This is a genomic window from Paenibacillus lutrae (genome assembly GCF_009757775.1).
Taxonomy (GTDB): domain Bacteria; phylum Bacillota; class Bacilli; order Paenibacillales; family NBRC-103111; genus Paenibacillus_F; species Paenibacillus_F lutrae.
The window spans coordinates 161816-178935 of the sequence record NZ_RHLK01000006.1; the positions used below are offsets into that span (position 1 = coordinate 161816).

General features: G+C 48.6%; 16 protein-coding genes. 3 read left to right on the top strand and 13 right to left on the bottom strand.

Going from position 1 to position 17120, the window contains the following annotated elements; genetic code table 11:
• Positions 1-146 precede the first annotated feature (146 nt).
• Positions 147-746 (bottom strand): LysM peptidoglycan-binding domain-containing protein, encoded by a 600-nt coding sequence (locus EDM21_RS25000; RefSeq protein WP_235918173.1) that lies wholly within the window; start codon positions 744-746, stop codon positions 147-149.
• A gap of 144 nt (positions 747-890) precedes the next feature.
• Between EDM21_RS25000 and lexA the strand changes: the two genes are divergently transcribed.
• Positions 891-1502 (top strand): transcriptional repressor LexA, encoded by a 612-nt coding sequence (gene lexA, locus EDM21_RS12945; RefSeq protein WP_068775596.1) that lies wholly within the window; start codon positions 891-893, stop codon positions 1500-1502.
• A gap of 144 nt (positions 1503-1646) precedes the next feature.
• Here lexA and glnA read toward each other — a convergent pair whose 3' ends face one another.
• From glnA to EDM21_RS12980, 7 genes are all read right to left on the bottom strand, one after another.
• Complete coding sequence (gene glnA, locus EDM21_RS12950) at positions 1647-2981, bottom strand: type I glutamate--ammonia ligase (RefSeq protein WP_157336076.1); 1335 nt, start codon at positions 2979-2981, stop codon at positions 1647-1649.
• 33 nt (positions 2982-3014) lie between these two features.
• On the bottom strand, positions 3015-3428 hold the full coding sequence (locus tag EDM21_RS12955) for a MerR family transcriptional regulator (protein ID WP_068775594.1): 414 nt from the start codon (positions 3426-3428) through the stop codon (positions 3015-3017).
• Between the two features lie 288 nt (positions 3429-3716).
• Positions 3717-4967, bottom strand: a complete 1251-nt coding sequence (locus tag EDM21_RS12960; RefSeq protein WP_157336078.1) for a methionine gamma-lyase family protein — start codon at positions 4965-4967, stop codon at positions 3717-3719.
• Positions 4968-4986: 19 nt separating this feature from the next.
• Positions 4987-6291 carry a GTPase HflX gene (gene hflX / locus EDM21_RS12965; RefSeq protein WP_157336080.1) on the bottom strand — a complete coding sequence of 435 codons (1305 nt, stop codon included), beginning with the start codon at positions 6289-6291 and terminating at the stop codon, positions 4987-4989.
• 76 nt (positions 6292-6367) lie between these two features.
• The gene (locus tag EDM21_RS12970; protein WP_157336082.1) at positions 6368-7354 is read right to left on the bottom strand and encodes an AAA family ATPase; all 987 of its coding nucleotides are present in this window, start codon (positions 7352-7354) and stop codon (positions 6368-6370) included.
• Between the two features lie 258 nt (positions 7355-7612).
• Positions 7613-8698: a hypothetical protein gene (locus tag EDM21_RS12975; RefSeq protein ID WP_201280791.1), complete on the bottom strand. Its 1086-nt coding sequence runs from the start codon at positions 8696-8698 to the stop codon at positions 7613-7615.
• Positions 8698-9708: a lipoate--protein ligase gene (locus EDM21_RS12980; RefSeq protein WP_157336084.1), complete on the bottom strand. Its 1011-nt coding sequence runs from the start codon at positions 9706-9708 to the stop codon at positions 8698-8700. Before EDM21_RS12980 ends, EDM21_RS12975 begins: the two co-directional genes overlap by 1 nt.
• 396 nt (positions 9709-10104) lie before the next feature.
• Here EDM21_RS12980 and EDM21_RS12985 point away from each other — a divergent pair, with 396 nt between their 5' ends.
• Both EDM21_RS12985 and EDM21_RS12990 read left to right on the top strand, forming a co-directional pair.
• On the top strand, positions 10105-10974 hold the full coding sequence (locus EDM21_RS12985; protein ID WP_157336086.1) for an SDR family oxidoreductase: 870 nt from the start codon (positions 10105-10107) through the stop codon (positions 10972-10974).
• Positions 10975-11367: 393 nt separating this feature from the next.
• Positions 11368-11583 carry a hypothetical protein gene (locus EDM21_RS12990; protein WP_068775589.1) on the top strand — a complete coding sequence of 72 codons (216 nt, stop codon included), beginning with the start codon at positions 11368-11370 and terminating at the stop codon, positions 11581-11583.
• A 111-nt stretch (positions 11584-11694) separates the two neighbouring features.
• Here the strand turns inward: EDM21_RS12990 and EDM21_RS12995 are convergent, their stop codons facing one another.
• From EDM21_RS12995 to EDM21_RS13015, 5 genes are all read right to left on the bottom strand, one after another.
• Positions 11695-12030 (bottom strand): hypothetical protein, encoded by a 336-nt coding sequence (locus EDM21_RS12995; protein WP_157336199.1) that lies wholly within the window; start codon positions 12028-12030, stop codon positions 11695-11697.
• Between the two features lie 186 nt (positions 12031-12216).
• Complete coding sequence (locus tag EDM21_RS13000; protein ID WP_157336087.1) at positions 12217-14835, bottom strand: transglycosylase domain-containing protein; 2619 nt, start codon at positions 14833-14835, stop codon at positions 12217-12219.
• Between the two features lie 155 nt (positions 14836-14990).
• Positions 14991-15239 carry an RNA chaperone Hfq gene (gene hfq, locus EDM21_RS13005; RefSeq protein ID WP_157336089.1) on the bottom strand — a complete coding sequence of 83 codons (249 nt, stop codon included), beginning with the start codon at positions 15237-15239 and terminating at the stop codon, positions 14991-14993.
• Between the two features lie 57 nt (positions 15240-15296).
• On the bottom strand, positions 15297-16271 hold the full coding sequence (gene miaA / locus EDM21_RS13010; RefSeq protein WP_157336091.1) for a tRNA (adenosine(37)-N6)-dimethylallyltransferase MiaA: 975 nt from the start codon (positions 16269-16271) through the stop codon (positions 15297-15299).
• Positions 16265-17038, bottom strand: a complete 774-nt coding sequence (locus EDM21_RS13015; protein ID WP_166541983.1) for a class I SAM-dependent methyltransferase — start codon at positions 17036-17038, stop codon at positions 16265-16267. The genes miaA and EDM21_RS13015 overlap by 7 nt, the downstream gene beginning before the upstream one ends.
• Between the last annotated feature and the right edge of the window lie 82 nt (positions 17039-17120).

Here is a 17120-nt window from a genome sequence, read left to right on the forward strand (position 1 = left end):
GCCTGAAAATTAAACGAGCCATCAAAAAGACACACCCGATTAAAGGTGTGTCCTTTTGATGGCTCTCCAGACCATGAATGCAAGGCGCATGTATTCGCACAAGCCCTTTGCAAAGCCCGTAATAAGCGTTCCTGGAGCAGCTTAATTCAAGGCAGTTCAAGTACATCTCCTGCGCGAAGTATAGATGCTGATTGGAGCTTATTGAGTTTGCATAGCTTCAATAGATAGGCTCTTGTATCCATTTCATCAGGAGCGTATTCCGCAGCTATATTCCATAAGGTATCGCCGCTCATTACAACGAGGGTCTTCCTTTGTTCCATATTCGTGCCCTTTCCCTTATCTTTGCCCTGGCCGTTTGCTGCGATTGCCGCAGCCTCAGTTGATTGCCCGCTGCTGGCGAAAGCTTGGACTATAATGCCGCAGCTGAAAGCAATTACCAGGATGAGAGCAATGACGGCCGTACGAACCAGGCTGCGGCGGGAGTGAAGCCATTGTTTGGGAGCAGACTTCGTACTGGAAGCCCTCACCGGAGCCGTCACGGATTGCCAAGCAGCAGGCTCACTTAATGAAACAGGACTTCTCCTTGATTGCGCAGCCGGTTGAGGGGTTCTTCCGGCGGATTGCTGCTGCCCGTTAGGTAATGTACCTGAGGCAGCCGAAGCAGCTTGAGATGGTGTAGCGGGAATGCCGGTTTCCGTATTCGTTCTATGTAAAGTAAGATCATTGTTAGCATAATAAGCGTTCATAATTAACGACCTCCAAACATTTGTTCTGTTTAGAGAATAACACGAACGAATGTTTGTGTCAATGCCATTTTCGAACTTATGTTTGTACGAACTCCGGTTCTATGTTATACTTTAGGTAATTTATACATACTGGAGTGATTCGTAATGGGAAAGGTATCGCAGCGCCAGCAGGCCATACTGGAATTTATTAAGAACGAAGTCAAAGATAAAGGCTATCCGCCTTCCGTTAGAGAAATTGGAGAAGCAGTCGGCCTGGCATCGAGCTCAACCGTACATGGTCATCTCGAGCGCCTGGAGAAGAAAGGCCTCATTCGCCGCGATCCGACAAAACCGAGAGCGATTGAGATCACGGACGGAGACTCGGATTTCCTGATGTCCATATCCCAAGTTCCTTTGATTGGTAAAGTAACGGCAGGTATGCCGATTACGGCAACAGAGAATATCGAAGAGTATTTCCCGCTCCCTACTCACATCGTTAGCGATTATAACGTGTTTATGCTGAATGTTGTCGGAGACAGTATGATCGAAGCAGGCATTCACAATGGCGATATGGTGATCGTAAGACAGCAGCAGACTGCAAGCAATGGAGATATCGTTGTCGCAATGACGGAAGAAGACGAAGCTACGGTTAAGCGTTTCTACAAAGAACGCGACCATATCCGTTTGCAGCCTGAGAATGCGACAATGGAGCCTATTATTCTTAACAATGTATCCATTCTGGGCAAGGTTATCGGTCTATTCCGCAATATCCACTGAATCGCGGATAAGCCTCGGCGCAAACTTGCTCCCATTACGGATTAAATAGAAAGCCCCGCAGACCATGAATTCTGCGGGGCTTTGTTGTATTCGTTTCTCTGGTTATCCAGTCGTTCGAGTACGGTGAGTTCTACTAGTAGAATTCTAGTACAGCGTCAAATATTGATCGCGTTCCCAAGCGTGAACTTGTGTGCGGTACATATCGTACTCGATTTCTTTCAGCTCGTAGAAGTGAGTTAACGCATGCTCACCGAGTGCTTCACGAATAACTTCACTGCGAAGCAGTTCGTTCAGGGCTTCTTTCAGGTTACCCGGAAGACTTGGAATCCCTTCTTCTACACGCTCTTCTTCAGTCATCACATAAATGTTGCGATCGGTCGGAGGCGGCAGCTGGATTTTGTTCTTAATTCCGTCCAGACCTGCTTTGAGCATAACAGCAAGAGCCAGATATGGATTAGCTGCAGGATCCGGGTTACGCGCTTCAACACGGGTACTTAGTCCGCGGGAAGCCGGAATACGGATCATCGGACTGCGGTTACTCGCGGACCAAGCTACATAACATGGAGCTTCATAACCGGGTACCAGACGCTTGTATGAGTTAACCGTCGGGTTCGTAATTGCTGCAAACGAACGTGCATGGTGCAGCATACCTGCCATGTAATGGCGTGCATCTTCGCTCAGACCAAGTTTGTCTTGCTCGTCTACAAATGCATTTTCTTTCCCTTTGAACAGCGATTGATTACAGTGCATACCGGAACCGTTCACACCGAACAGCGGCTTCGGCATAAAAGTTGCATGGAGACCATGCTGTCTCGCAATGGTTTTAACCACGAGCTTAAAAGTCTGGATCTGGTCGGCAGCCTTAATGGCGTCCGCATATTTGAAATCGATCTCATGCTGGCCAGGAGCAACTTCGTGATGGGAAGCTTCAATTTCAAAGCCCATTTCTTCAAGCTTCAGCACGATTTCACGGCGGCAGTTCTCGCCCAGGTCAGTCGGCGCCAGGTCAAAATATCCACCCTGGTCATTCAGCTCCATAGTCGGGTTGCCCTTCTCGTCTGTTTTGAAGAGGAAAAATTCCGGCTCAGGACCGACATTCATCGAAGTGTAGCCCATTGTTTCCGCTTCTTTAAGTACGCGTTTCAGAATACCGCGCGGATCTCCCGGGAACGGATTGCCGTCCGGCAGATAAACATCACAAATCAGTCTGGCTACTTTGCTTTCTGTAACCCATGGGAAGATAACCCAAGTGTCCAGGTCCGGGTAAAGATACATATCGGATTCTTCAATACGTACATAGCCTTCAATTGAGGAACCGTCAAACATCATTTTATTATCCAATGCTTTCTGCAGCTGGCTTACCGGGATTTCAACGTTCTTAATCGTACCCAGCAAATCCGTAAACTGCAGGCGAATAAAACGAACATTCTCTTCCTTGGCAATTTTCAGAATGTCTTCTTTTGTGTAAGAAACTGACATGAAAATTTCCTCCTCATACCCATATAATATAGTTTATTTAGGAAAAAAACGGGACAACTCTCCTTGAATCAACGAGACCTGACCGGGCCTCTTACCTCCACCGAGCAGCTGCTGCTTGAGCATTTTATGAAGCTGGCTGTCGGTAAGCTCCTTGCGCTTGACTTCCGTCTGTTCCGTGATAATGGTTGCATCCTCGGAGTCTTTAGAAACAGGCAGCAGAACCTGCTTAATACCTGCAATATTGACACCTTTCTCAATGAGATCCTTGATCTCCAGCAATCGTTCCACGTCATTAAAGGAATATAAGCGTTGGTTGCCAGCCGTTCTGGCCGGGATCACGAGTTCATGCTGTTCATAGTAGCGAATCTGCCTGGCCGTTAAATCCGTTAGCTTCATTACGATTCCGATAGGGAAAAGAGCCATGTTTCTGCGGATATCATTACTCATGATCTTCACTCCTGAACATTAAGTTCTGTACTTATTGTATAAGATAACTAGGAAATATGTCAATCCATGTTAGCTTAATTAACAAATTATTTTTATTGAGAACAAACCTGACGTGAGATTTGATTCAGTTCACTTTTTATCCGTTATCTTATCCAGAAAGTTCCGGTTCCCTATGCACACGCTTAGTCGAATATTTCCACTATAAACTAGTTGATCCCCGCAGAATCTTTGTCCCAACACCCATTCCCCTCTTGCTTCCGATAAAAAATAAAGCCCGTGTAGAATAATCTACAACAGGCCTTTGTTCTTCATATGTTGGAGAGCGGTCAAAACACCCAGCTTACAGTGCGAATACGTTAAACCGCCCTGCATGTAAGCGATATAAGGCTCCCGGATCGGAGCGTCTGCCGACAACTCCAGGCTTCCGCCCTGGATGAACGTACCTGCCGCCATAATAACGGGGTGCTCGTAACCCGGCATATCCCATGGCTCTGGCGTTACATGTGCATCAACAGCCGAAGCCTTCTGCACACCTTGTACGAAAGTGATCAGATGCTCCGCACTAGTAAATTCAATCGCTTGAATCAGATCGGTCCGGGGATCTTCCGGACGAGGGCGCGTTGTGAAACCCAGGCGTTCAAAAACGGCCGCCGCCACTACCGAACCTTTGACTGCTTGACCCACCAGATGCGGAGCAAGGAACAATCCCTGATACAAAGAGCGTGTGGTTCCGAGCATAGCGCCTACTTCTCCGCCGATTCCGGGCGCTGTCAACCGGTAAGCCGCCAGCTCCACGAGTTCGCGTCTGCCGGCAATGTAACCGCCCGAGGCTGCAAGACCGCCTCCGGGGTTCTTGATCAGTGAACCGGCAATAAGATCCACACCCACATCGGTCGGCTCCAGCTTCTCGGTAAATTCCCCGTAACAGTTGTCGACGAAGACAATAAGATCAGACCGGATACTTTTAACCAGTTCAACCATAGCCTTAATAGCCTCCACCGTAAAAGAAGCTCTCCAGTCGTAGCCGCGGGAACGCTGAATCCCGATGACCTTGGTCTTGGGGGTTATAGCTACGCGTATGCCTTCCACATCCAGCGCCCCGTCCTCAAGCAGAGGAACCTCGCGGTAACCGATGCCGAAGTCCTGGAGAGATCCCGTACCGTCGCCCGGCTTGCCGATCACTTTGTGCAAAGTGTCATACGGCTTGCCGGTAATATACACCAGTTCGTCACCCGGCCGCAGAACGCCAAACAGCGCGGTTCCAATCGTATGGGTTCCGGAGACGAAATGAGGGCGCACGAGCGCTGCCTCCGCCCCGAAAACATCGGCGTAAACCAGATCCAGCAGCTCGCGTCCGCGGTCATTGTAGCCATAACCTGTCGATGATGCGAAATGGTAATCACTGATACCCTGCTTCTGGAAAGCGGCAATCACTTTCCATTGATTATGGTCAATCGTCCGTTCAATCGTACGAAAATGATCCTGGACGGCTTCCTCAGCCTGCTCCATAATTTCCATGATGTCAGATTCAAAATGCATATCGTCCGGTCTCTCTCCCTTATTCTCCCTGCTTGTCTTCCTTTACTTCGAATGGCGACAACAAGTATTCTACTTTCTCATAATCTTCACGGTTAATATTTACGCGGAACAGCATATCTTCCTCATCCATACTGCTCTCAGCCACATCCCCGATGCGGTACACCAGCGCGATTGAATCGCCTTTGTCTGCCGGAATCCGGAAAGTCCGAGTGTCCCCCATCAGAGTCTCCTGAATGAGCATTCGGACTTTGTCCAGATCCGCTTCATTGTATGCGGAGATACGCAGGTGAGGGAAAGGTGCGGTCAGCATTTGAAGATCCTGCTCCGTACATAGGTCGATTTTGTTAAAAAGCACAGCCTGCGGCTTGCCGCTTGCACCCAGCTCACCCAGTACCTCGCCCACGACGCGCATTTGTTCTTCGCGCATCGGACTCGCACTGTCCACAACGTGCAGCAGGAAATCCGCTTCACAAGCCTCTTCCAGCGTAGCGCGGAACGCTGCCACAACATCATGCGGCAGGTTCTGGATGAAGCCGACCGTGTCGGTCAGCACGATCTCTTTGCCGCTCGGAAGCTCCAGCGTACGCGAGGTCGGGTCGAGCGTGGCGAACAGCTCATTCTCCACGTAAACATCCGCTTCGGTCAGTTCCCGCAGCAGGGTGGACTTGCCGGAGTTCGTGTAACCGACAAGCGCCACCTGGAACACGCCGGTCTTGCGGCGGCGTTCGCGGTGCAGGGTCCGGTGCCTCACCATCTCAGACAGATGGGCTTTGAGCTCCGTAATCCGGCCGCGGATATGCCGGCGGTCTGTTTCGAGCTTCGATTCACCCGGACCTCTTGTGCCGATTCCCCCGCCCAGCCGGGATAAGTTCTTGCCGTGGCCGGACAATCTGGGAAGCAGGTAGCTCAGTTGTGCGAGTTCAACCTGCACAATGCCCTCGCGAGTACGGGCGCGTCCCGCGAAGATATCCAGAATAAGCTGCGTCCGGTCAATGATTTTAACATCAAGCGATTCTTCAAGGTTACGAACCTGAGCACCGGACAGTTCCTGATCGAAGATAGCTGTTGTGGCTTCATGCTCTTCAATCAATGCTCGTAATTCTTCTACCTTACCTTTACCGATGAACCATTTGGTATCCGCCCGGTCTTTATTCTGTGTCAGGGTTTCAAGCACTTCCACGCCTGCTGTTTCGGCAAGCTGGACAAGCTCCTGCAGGGAATAGGCAGCAATTTCCTCCTGCTTTTTCATTTGATCGGTAACCAAACTGACGAGAATCGCCCGGTCTTTCATGCCGGTTCTGACATCATGTATCGATTGCTTCATGTAACGTCTCCTTATGCCAAGATACATCCATTAGGATTGATAGGTTGGGACCCTGTTATGTACGGCAGATTCACTTTCAGGGGAATGTTTTCTGATCCAGCCGCATATCTTCCGGACGGATCAGCATGAGTTCCTGTTTAGAAGGCTGGCTGGGATGCGTATGCTGGTGCAGAAGCCGCACTGCCTGATGCCTCATGGATCGTTCAATCAGGTTGCGGACATACCTTGCATTGCTAAAGGTAACCTCACTCCCGAATTTCTCGGCAGCCAGATGGTGTCTGAGCTTCATTACTGCCGTCGGAGAAAAAACATATTCCCGTTCTTTTACCATCATCTCCGCAATTTGCATCAGTTGTTCCACTGTATAATCCGGGAAATCGACCTGAATGGGAAAACGTGAAGGCAGCCCGGGGTTCGTCATCAGGAATTGATGCATCTCCAGTGAATACCCCGCTAGTATCAGAACAAATTGATTTTTATAGTCCTCCATCGATTTCACCAGACAATCAATGGCTTCTTTACCGAAATCTTTCTCACCGCCGCGCGCAAGCGAATAAGCCTCATCGATAAACAGAATGCCTCCAAGCGCCTTCTTAACCAAATCCCGCGTCTTCACGGCCGTATGCCCGATGTATTCACCGACAAGATCGGCCCGTTCCACCTCGATCAAATGCCCTTTACTGAGCACACCCATCGTCTGGAAAAGCTTCGCTATGATGCGGGCCACCGTTGTTTTGCCCGTGCCGGGATTGCCCCGGAAAACCATGTGATAAACCTGCGAATTGGCCATCAATCCGGCTTCGGAGCGGTATTGGCCAACCTGCAGAAGCGCATATATTTCGTATACGAGATCTTTGATATTTTCGAGGCCGATCATTTTGTCAAGATCCTTCATAACATCGCCGAACTGCTTATGATTCTGCCCCAGGATCGGTTTACCGTGAAAAACAGGATCTGCCGCAAGAGGCGCCAGAGGCTCCGGGTTGCGAAGCACAACATTAATCTGGCGGGCGCTCCGCGCTGCCTGGAGGCTATCTGAAGAAGACAGGGTTCTTCCGTTCAATGCTCCTCACCTCTTCGGTCAGGCGAAGGGCAGCCTGTGGAGGTCTGGCTATCCCTTGCCACTAAAGACTTTGTTGCGAGATAGCGGTCTGCGCGGCGGAGTTTATGACATTGATTGTACCTCTTTCCTAACGAAAAATCCATTCGTCACCCTCCTATTGCCCTTAAGCGGCCCAAGAAAAAAAGAGAGGCTATTGCCCCTCTATTACTCTATTCGATCCCGGCTTGTCTTAGAAATAAAGGCTTGGTACTTTTCCGGCTACCGGACTTCGTTTTTACTATGTGCCGGCTGCCGGGGCTTGTCCCGCAGCTCATCTTCGTCTTCCTGCCGCTTGTCTGAATTAAACTCGGAAGGTGATTCTTCTGGAATTCCTTCAAAGATTTCAACGCCGTTCTCTTCGAGATTCTCTGTATATTCTTCTTCGGGGTACGTTTCTGCGTTCATAACCGGATTCTTATTGAATGCATCATAACTGCCTTCGGCATCTTCCGTTCCCTCAATGGTTCCTTCCTTCTCTTGAGCGGGCTCTGATGGCGTCTTCTGAACCGGTTGCGGTTTCAAATAAACCGATGCCATATCGGGCCGCCAATCCGCAACGAAATACGTAATCAGCTCGGAAGGAACTCCGGCCATATCCGCCTGCTCCCAATCTCCTGTCAAATTCGCCAGTTTGAAATCTTCTCCGCGGTATAGATCTGACACGAAAAAATCGTTGGCCCAGTTTAATTGAAACAGCCGTCCGTCCGCGGATTGAATCGTCGTTGGGGCATAGCCCATTCGGATCTCTTGCGCCTGAGAGGTCGCAAGTCTAACATCCGCAGGCAGCGTATAGACAGATGGCGACACTTCTTTAATCTCATCGCAAAAGCGGATGCGGCGACCGTCCTGCCAAAGATCAATAGGCGGCCTGTTCTGAAAGCTCACGTACGCCATATCGAAGATTTCTCCGCGTACGGTCTTAACTTGGCATGGAACTTCCGCATGCCCGTGTCCATTGCCCGACAGAGCTGGCGGAATCGCTCCGATTCGTCGGAGCGATTCCCAGATAGCATCCGGCAATTGGTAAGAGCCGGCATTCCAGCGCTCTACTAGGCCAGCCTTGGATGGATGAATGTAGGACATCATATTGCCATCCCGTCCCAAATACCACTCACTGCCGCATGAAACACACGTATACTGCCATCCGTGCTTCAGCTGCTTGCTGATTCGAAGAGCACGCTGCACTTGCCTTGATTCCGCATCATCACCATGCTGAAAGCGGGTCCAGTTAAAGGAGATATACCGTTTGCCGCTGCACTGGGGGCAAGCAGCAGGCAGAGAAGGCTTCGCAAACAAACGAGGCATTACGCCTCCTCCCCTTTCAGCATAATGAGCCGGATAAAGTCCTTGCGCTCCACAGCTCCGAAGAAAGAGGTCAAATCCACCTCTTGCAGCGCTTTGGACACCGACTCGGTTTCGTACTTGACGCCAAGAAGAAGCTCCTCAATCTCGGCTACGTCTTTGACCCCAAAGAAATCTCCATAAATTTTGAAAAGCCGGATACAGCCTTCTTCTATAGACATGCGAATATCGATATTCCCGACCGGAAAACGCTTAGAATTGGAAATTTCCGATTTAGGAGATTTTCCATAATTCCAGTCCCAATTGGCATAACGTTCAGCGGATAGTTCACGAATATTGTCCCAATCCTTCTCGGTCAATTGATACTGCGGAATTTCATCCAAGGCCATACCGAAAATATTCTGGAGCAGTTCCACCCGGAATTCTTCAATCGTTATCGGCTGATCGAGAAATTCTGTGATGTTGGCAACCCGGCTGCGGATCGACTTGATGCCCTTGGACTGAATTTTATCCGGTTTCACTTTCAATGCCGACACAACATGTTCGATCTCCGAATCAAACAGCAGGGTTCCATGACTGAAGAGACGGCCTCTCGTCGCAAACATTGCGTTGCCGGATATTTTCCGTTCCCCGACTTGAATATCATTTCGTCCGCTGAGCTGCGCGTCTACACCCAGCTTTTTCAATGCTTGCACTACAGGTTCCGTAAATTTGCTAAAGTTATGGAACGACTCTCCGTCATCTTTAGTGATAAAACTGAAATTCAGGTTGCCCAAATCATGATACACGGCTCCTCCGCCCGATAGACGCCTGACTACATGAATCCCGTGATCCTCCACATACTCCGCATTAATTTCCTCCACCGTGTTTTGATTTTTGCCAATAATGATGGAAGGTTCATTTATATAGAAAAGAAGATACGTCTCGTCTTCCGGCAAATACTTCAGTGCGTACTCTTCGATAGCCAGATTTATTTGTGGTTTGGTTATATTCTCGTTATCAATAAAAAGCATAGTACCCTCCATTATCGTCTTGCTGGTTTACCTCCTATTTTAAATCATTCCTTGTCAAAAACAAAACTTGTCTCCAAACTCAGACTGCACCTTTACCAGCGAATGCACGTTCATAAAATATTCATGTATAACCATTCCATTTATTGTATTTTTACAAATAAACCGGTTCGTTTAAATTCACTGGCTGTGTGGTAAAAGAGACATAGGCGCATGACATCACAAATGAGTTTGTTTTAATCTGCGCGTCTATGGGCAGACTAACTCGTTCGTTAGAGATTATGTAAACGGGCGGATGTGTGCCGGATCTTTGTGTAACTTGCCGCACGTTATGGTGGGGTATGAAAATTCCGGAATTTCGGAATTCTATTACAAGGAACAAGAAAGGGGACGATTGTCATGACATCTAACAACCAGCAGAAGCAAACCTTTCCGCCGCAGCATCAAAATAACCAGCCGGGTATCGAGACTCAAATGGATCCGCAGCCACAGTATCAGGACCGCAAATACCGCCCAGCAGGTAAACTGGAGGGCAAAACAGCACTGATTACGGGTGGAGACAGCGGAATAGGACGAGCAGTTGCGGTCGCCTATGCCCAAGAGGGCGCTGATGTAGCCATTGTCTATTTGAATGAACATTCGGATGCGGAGAAAACCCGTTCTCTAGTCGAGCAGGAGGGCAGAAAGTGTCTTCTGATTCCCGGTGACATCGGGGACGAGTCTTTCTGTAAAGAAACCATAGAGAAAATCATAGCGGAATTCGGTAAGCTCGATATTCTCGTTAATAATGCGGCAGAGCAGCATCCGCAGAATAGCATCGAAGATATAACAGCCGAGCAGTTAGAGAAAACATTCCGGACCAATATATTCTCCATGTTCTATTTGACGAAAGCAGCACTTCCTCACTTATCGCGCGGAAGTTCCATTATTAATACAGCATCCATTACCGCCTATAAAGGCAATCCTACACTGATTGATTATTCTTCGACCAAGGGAGCGATCGTTTCCTTCACGAGAGCGCTGTCCCAGTCTCTGATCGACCAAGGAATTCGTGTGAACGGAGTCGCGCCAGGGCCGATATGGACCCCTCTCATTCCTTCTACATTCGATAAGCAAAAAGTTTCTGAATTCGGATCGGACACGCCTATGAAGAGAGCCGGACAACCTGAGGAACTGGCGCCAAGCTATGTGTTCCTCGCTTCCGATGACTCCTCTTATATGGCAGGACAGATTCTTCATATTAACGGGGGAACTGTCGTAAACGGTTAAACCTATAAGTGTGAACTGCACCCCAATTGTTAGACATCACCTAACAATTGGAGGTGCAGTTTTTTTGACTACATATGCACATGAAGAAAAATTAGAAGCCGTCTTTGCTTATTTAGAGGAAAGATGTCAGTCATCTGTCATGGAGGACTTCCTGGTGCTTCTAAAACAAAGCCAAAGGACATGAGCCCGGTACAGTACCGAACCCATGCCCTAGGGGCTGCTCTATTTGATTTGTGTATCCTTGTCTGGGTTAAATAAGCCGTTTCGGATCATTTTCACAGAATAGACATCGGATTCTTTTAGAAATACTCTCAAAACGCTTGCCTTTTTTTGGTAAATGAGGTATTTTACTAGAGTAGCAGAAATAACCCATACAGAAAGGAGGAAATTCAGATGGAAAAAATGTGTATGCAAATGATGATGAACATGTGCATGGATGACATGATGTGCAAAATGAACTCCATGAAAATGATGATGGGCTGCATGACTGAAAAGAACATGATGCCTGAGATGGACATGGATATGATGATGAACAAAATGCAAGAATGCGATGAAATGATGACTATGATGATGAAAATGATGAGCAACATGAAACAAATGTCTATGTAATCATAGGTAATAATTTATACGATCGCTTCCTTATTCATCCCACAATGAATTCGGAACTTCATTCTTTCCACGGCAGAGCGGTCCACCGCATGTCTTTTTTTATGTTCAAATTCAGCTATACGAATTGATCTTCCTCGTGATTTCAACCCGCATCGTTTTAAGTTCCCACATTTGCTCTCTTAATTGTTCCTGCTTATGACTGTCCTCGGTCATCTTCAATTCTTCAAACAAATCCAGCATTTTCTGATTGATAGCATCAAACTTCTGCCATAATTCTCTTCTGATCGTTTCCAGATAATAACGCTGAACATGTTCTTCTCGTTCTGCCAGAGCAGCAAGAATATGTTCCTGCCAAGCTCTATCACCTAACAAGCTGGCCATATTGTAGAGATCCAGATGATCATCCACCCATATCCGGGATAATTCGTTTCTTAAGGGTGATCTCATCATCAGCATCTCCTGTCGTCCTTTACCAAGTATTATACTCGGTTTAATAAGAAATGCAACAGAAAATACAGAAAATGTATAAAAAAACTCTCGTTACCTGTTGGCAACGAGAGTTCTCATAGTTATCTGTTCTAAATGGTACGAGAATTCATAGTTATCTGTTCTCGTGGTAACGAGAATTCTTAGTTATCTGCCCTCTGTACCTACGCTCGTATCTGGAGGATTTCCCGCACCAGAGGCAGGCGGTTTTTCAGTTGCTGCTCCCCCTTGACCAGGTTTAGGTTTGGGGGAAACGGGTGGAGCAGATGGTGTTGGCGAAGGGGAAGCCGTATTCCCTTGCTCACCATTGCCGTTATCTTCCTGATCTCCGTTGTTCCCGCTGCCGGAATTGTTGTTCCCGTTGCCATTATTGCCGTTATTGCCGTTATTACCGCTATTTCCATTGTTGCCGTTGTTTTCATTGTTTCCGTTATTACCATTATTACCGGTATTTCCATTTTCGTTATTGTTTCCATTGTTGCCATTTCCGTTTCCTTCACCGTTCCCGTTTTCATTCGGATCCGATGGTGTCGGCGTCGGAGCTACTTCGCCTGGCACTGTAACTGAGGCTACGTTGGATTGAACACCGGCCGCTTCACCATTAGCCGGAACGACATAATACTGATAAGAGGCTCCAGGCTGTACAGCCTGATCGATATATTCCGTCGTGTTCGATGGAGTAATTGGAACAAAGTCTCCTTCAGGCCCTTTGCGGAATACCTGATAAGAATCCGCACCGTTCGCCGCGGACCAACTTAAGCGGACCGTATTATTTTCAAACCGGGCCCTCAAATCGGTTACAGTGTTGATATCCTGTTTAGGAGTCTCGATCGGTTTGCCGCCGCTTGGACGCTCAAATCCCTTGACAGGCATCCCTTTCATGGCTTCGCTCATAACAGCACTGAAAATCATGTTGGCACGATCTGAATAGGCTTTACGCACGTAATGTTGCGGATTCGTTTCATCGAATCCTGTCCATACGGCTCCCGTCCACTGCGGGGTATAACCGACGAACCAGATATCTCTGTAATCCGATTCGAGCCCTTTCAAATCTAACTGCGTGGAACCCGTCTTACCTGCCAGCGGACGTCCGAAGTTAGCTTTAACTCCTGTACCGCCATCCCCTAATACTTCCTGCATCATTTGCGTCATGTACCAGGAAGTCTTTTCACTCATTACTTTTTTAGGCTCCGGCTTATGCTCGATCAGCGTACCGTCGCTCTTCTCGATTTTGAGAATGGCAAAAGACGGATTGAGCACCCCGTTATTGGCAAAAGCCGAGTAGGCCTGAGCCATCTGCAACGGGGATTCCCCGCGGGTCATACCGCCCAGTGCAATCGCTAAGTTGTTATCTTTCTCATCAAAGGTCAGACCCAAAGATTCAGCGAACTGCTTGCCTGTGCTGATACCGATCTTACTCAGGAGCCAGACCGCCGGAATATTCTTGGATTTCTTGATAGCGTACGTCATATCAACCTGGCCCAAGTACCGGCCGTCATAGTTACGCGGATTGTATCCGTTAAATTCCTGCTTCGTATCGTCCAGGATGGAAGAAGGCAAATAGCCCTTCTTTTCGATGGCAGGCGCATACACGACAACCGGTTTAAAAGCAGATCCGGGCTGTCTCGGTTTAATCGCGCGGTTCCAAGTACCCGGCTTATAATCCCGGCCGCCGATCATGGCAACAATACCGCCATTAGTGTTATCCACAATAACCATGGCGCTCTGCATAGGCTGCTTGGGACCGTTTGGCTGGAACAGCTTCGCATTCGTATAGGCTTTGTCCATAGCCTTCTGAGCTTCACTGTTCATGGTCGTATAGATTTTATAACCACCGTTGGAAATCTGTTCTTCAGTAACGCCATACTTGTCATTGGCTTCCTTAATCACATAGTCACGGAAGGTCGGGAACATGTTAACCTGCGCAATCGAGGTAGCTGTCTCGGGATTGTAATCTACCGCAGCAGCCTGAGCACGCTGTTCTTCCGTAATAATGCCCTGATCGGTCATCAGTCTCAGAATAACTTCGCGTCTTTCTTTGGAAGCCTCCGGATCAGAAATTGGCGAATACTTGGATGGGGCCTTAGGCAAGCCTGCCAGAGTCGCGATCTGCCAAAGCTCCAGCTGTCTCAGATCCGTTATACCAAAATAACGTTTGGAGGCGGCCTTAACCCCATAAGCCTGACTGCCGAAATAGATCCGGTTTAAATACTTCTCAAGAATTTCTTCCTTGGTTTTCTCCTGCTCCAGGGCAAGGGCAATCGACATCTCGGTACCTTTACGGAAAAAAGTCTTATCCGAATTCAAGAATACGTTCTTCGCAAGCTGCTGGGTAATGGTACTTGCCCCCTCAACCGCACTTCTTGCGATTACGTCCTTGACTACCGCCCGGCCGATCGACCAAATATCAACCCCGCCATGCTCCCAGAACCTGCGGTCCTCGGTAGCGACGAAAGCTTTCACCAGCATATCGGGGAATTCTTCGAATTTCACATTCTCCCGGTTTTCTTTTATCAGCTTCGCGATCTCGGTGTTTCCGGAATCATAGATTACGGAAGCATTGAGCGGATCCTCGAGCTTATCGAAGTTCTCGCGAAGAATTTTAACCCCGTTCATATAAACGACCAAATAAATACCCAAAGCGCATATCAGCGCAAGAAGGGCGGCGATAACAAGGCCCAGTAATACCTTCATACCGCTCGTTTTTTTCTTCTTCTTCTTTACAGGGGGTTTCTTGCTGTTATTATTGTTATTGCTTGGTGCCATCTTGCTCCCTCTCTTTCTGTGCAATGGCTCTCTCTCTGGGGCAGGCCGCCTTGCAAATATGCCGTCCTATTAAAAGAACAACCCTATGGAATAAGGTTGTTCCGGACGGTTCTTTAGTTATATACGAATCTCGCGGTCAAAAAGTTTCTGCTTCCTTATTCTGCCGATGCTGGATCTGTAGCTTGCGGCATCAGTGAAACGGGACGCTGCGGCGTGAAAGTCGAAATGGCATGCTTATAAACCATTTGCTGACGTCCGTCACTGTCAATAATAATGGTAAAATTGTCAAATCCGCGAATCAACCCTCTGATTTGAAACCCGTTTGTTAAATATACGGTAACGGGAATGCTTTCTTTGCGGAGCTGGTTCAGAAAATTGTCCTGAATATTAATCGACTGTTTCATCAGAAGGGTCCCCCTTAACATATTCAAACTAGGCTGCTTCTAAAAGCAAGCGTTTGCTTATGCATTATATTCGTTATCGTGTACAAACTTTCCTGTTATTATATCACGGAATTTATCGAGATGCCTAGAAAAGTTTGAGGGTTCGGTAACGTCGATCCATTGAATATCGCGCATATGGCGGAACCAGGACAACTGTCTCTTGGCAAAATGTCTAGTATCGCGTTTGAGAAGCTCTACGGCTCTATCCAGCGTAATCTCTCCGTCCAGGTAAGAGACTATCTCTTTGTAGCCCAGGCCCTGCATCGCGACTGATCCGCGGGGTACTCCGCTCTCCAGCAGCCTTTGGACCTCATCCACAAGCCCTTCAGCCATCATGATGTCGATTCTCTCTTCGATCCGGCTGTACAACTGCTGGCGGTCCATAGTCAGACCGACTATACAGAGTTCGTACGGTGATTCTTTTTTCTGGGAGGCTGCATGAACGGAAAGCGGCTCGCCTGTCAAATGGTATACCTCCAGAGCGCGGATGACCCTTCTTCTATCATTGGGGTGCAATTTTGCGGCAGAACCAGGGTCTACCTCCTGCAGTTTCCTGTGGAGAGCCTCATCCCCCTGCTCCTCCGCAAACAAATGCTGACTCTGACGGAATTCTTCATCCGCTCCCACTTCAAGGAATTGATACTCATAGCAGACCGATTCTACATACAGCCCCGTTCCTCCAACAAGAAATGGAAGCTTGCCGCGTGCTGTAATCTCCGCAACAAGCTCACGGACACACTGCTGAAACTCGGCAACCGAGAACGGGTAACCCGGTTCATGGATATCGATCATGTGATGCACGGCACGCTGTCTTTCCTCGGGCGTAATCTTCGCGGTTCCGATATCCATCCCGCGGTAGACCTGCATGGAGTCCCCGGAAATAATCTCACAGCCAAATTGCTCCGCAATTTCCAGGCTCAATTTCGTTTTCCCTACCGCTGTAGGCCCGATTAGGGCCAGCAGACGCGGCTTTGCATTCCTTGTACTCAGCATGAAATCACCCCGTAGGCAAGTTTAGCTCCGGAGTTCGTGACTTCATTGAAGCCAAGCCGGGTGAATTCACTGCTCTCTCTGCTTTCCTTGAGAATAACGCAGCGTCTTGCAACCCGCCTGGCCTCCATGACTGCAGCAGCCTCAAGAGCACGGTCATCAGCAGTACTTCGCAGCGGTGAAATCCCCGACGACTGCTCAATTGGACTTCGGAACATGGGATCGAAATACACGATATCACAACTTCGGTCCGGCATGGAGCGCAGACCCGTCAGATGATCGCCATACCGGACTTCGATACGCCTCATAGCGTCATCAAAATCAGCATGTCCGGTCACATAAGTCCGAAGACCTGCTTCTAAGAGAGAAGCGAGTACAGGGCTGTTCTCCCAGGCAATAACCTGACCCTTCGGCCCGGCGGCATAGGAGAAAATAATCGAGTCCGAGGCCAGACCCGCGGTACAATCGACTATAACATCCCCTGGCCTGGCCTTGGACAGCTGGAGCAGAGCGTCGGGCATGTTCTGGCGAATTCTTTTGTAGCGCACCAGAGACATGCTCGGATGGAAGAAAAGCGGATGGTCGCCTCCGTAATCAAAGCGCAGACCGTCACGGGTCACCAGCATAATTTCGTCATCGGAATAACGGGACCGGAGTTTGGAAAGCCCGCTGTGACCCCTGCGCACCAAACGGGCACCCAGTGTTTGAGCGAGGCTCACCGCTTCTTCCAATTCTTCATTTGACGGATCATAAGAAGTAGTTACAAGCACGAATATTCCCTCATTCATATAGTAGCCAAATATGCATCTTCGACACGTAAAGATGCCGGTTCGTCAGACATGTACAACATAT